This window comes from Capnocytophaga sp. oral taxon 332 str. F0381 (assembly GCF_000318275.2).
Lineage (GTDB): Bacteria > Bacteroidota > Bacteroidia > Flavobacteriales > Flavobacteriaceae > Capnocytophaga > Capnocytophaga bilenii.
Window position 1 is genome coordinate 1 of record NZ_KB291262.1, and the last position, 1,554, is coordinate 1,554.

Consider the following 1,554-nt stretch of genomic DNA (forward strand, 5'->3'; position numbering starts at 1 on the left):
ATCTTTAACAAATTAATGAAAAGAGTTGTAGAGCATTCTCCCGTTTTCCAAAGTCAATTAGTATGTAACTAAATAGACACCTCAATAAATTTAAATACATAAAAAATGAGGAATACCAGAAGAAAATGCAACATTAGAAAATTCAAAAGTAATGCTTGTAACAGTTCCCTATGGTGGAACTTCTACTTGGGGAAAGGGAGCGGATAAAGGACCTGAACTTTTCTTAGATGCATCAGAAAATATGGAACTCTATATTTTTAGCAGCAAAATTATACTATAAAATGTTGGCTTACTATCATTTAGCTGAAAAACAAACCTTTATAAAATCTAATTAATATGAAAAAATTACTTTTAATTGTCATGGTGGCAGCTCACTTTGTGGCTTTTGGACAAAATAAGAAAAAATCTATTCCTCCACCACCTGAAAAAATTACCAAACAAAAAGTGCAAAAATCTCCTTACCGAAGGATTTTTGAAGATAATATGATGCTTGCTTTTCAATGGAGAATGGAAGTAAAGGATTCTATTATCGCTAATGAAGACAGGATGATTTATAAAATCAATCTTGAATTTCTGTCGGTTAAAGAATTAAGCTCTTATAAAAAGCAACCTATTTCTGCTCAGAAAGTAATTTACTCTGTAGAAAAAGGAGCTAAATTGGATAAAAACCTTACCCCTCGTATGGATTATACTGATTTTGTGGATTATCCATCGATTTTTGAATCCGTTAAAATTGTTGGCGATAATGTAGAACTAACAAATAATGAAACGAAAGAAAAGGAAATTTTTAAGATTTTTTTAGATAAGGACAAGAAAAATATCATTAAGCTCCAAGATTTGAAAACAAAGAAGGAGTTCTTCCCAACGGAGGATTTTTATTCTCCAATTATTAGTATATAGTATAGGTTTTTAATAGAAAAAAATGCAACTTTGCAATATAATAAATCGCAAGAAATGAAAAATAGTAGTATCTCCCTATGTTACAAAATAGGGTATTACATCAGTCTTTTTGGAGTGGCAACTATTCTACTTTGGATAGGCGCATACAAGTTTACAAATGCTGAGGCAGAGGGGATTAAATCCTTGGTAGAACAAAGTTTCCTGCTATCATGGCTTTATAAAATTCTAAGTTTGCAAGGAGTTTCCAATCTCATCGGCGTAATAGAGATAGCTATAGCAGTAGCACTGATAATAGGGATATTTTCTCCGATAGTGCGTAAATTAGCCTTTGTAGGTTGTACAATTACTTTTCTTATTACTTTGAGTTTTCTTTTTACTTCTGCTAAAACCTTTTACTATATAGAAGGAGTTCCCGTTACTGATTTCTTTATTTTAAAAGATATTCCTATGTTAGGCTTTGGAATGATAAGTATGAACAAGCCTAAGTAGCTTTTTTAAAATGGAAAGAAGGATATTGCTGTAGTAAATGTAGTCATAAAAATATTAAGTCAGAAAAGATTTTTATGGATTTGATACAGAAAGTCCTACTGCAGGAACACTATTTTAAGCAAAAAGTCCACGAAGCTATGAAATCCAGTGAATTGCACAAAATGA

At 31.1% G+C, this 1,554-nt stretch carries 2 protein-coding genes and 1 pseudogene; all 3 read left to right on the top strand.

Annotated elements, in window-relative coordinates; all coding sequences use genetic code 11:
* Positions 1-151: 151 nt before the first annotated feature.
* Positions 152-253, top strand: a pseudogene (locus HMPREF9075_RS13050) (agmatinase); the annotation flags it as partial.
* A gap of 83 nt (positions 254-336) precedes the next feature.
* Positions 337-900 carry a hypothetical protein gene (locus HMPREF9075_RS01885; RefSeq protein WP_009751301.1) on the top strand — a complete coding sequence of 188 codons (564 nt, stop codon included), beginning with the start codon at positions 337-339 and terminating at the stop codon, positions 898-900.
* Between the two features lie 54 nt (positions 901-954).
* Positions 955-1,389 carry a DUF417 family protein gene (locus tag HMPREF9075_RS01890; protein ID WP_009751302.1) on the top strand — a complete coding sequence of 145 codons (435 nt, stop codon included), beginning with the start codon at positions 955-957 and terminating at the stop codon, positions 1,387-1,389.
* Positions 1,390-1,554 lie beyond the last annotated feature (165 nt).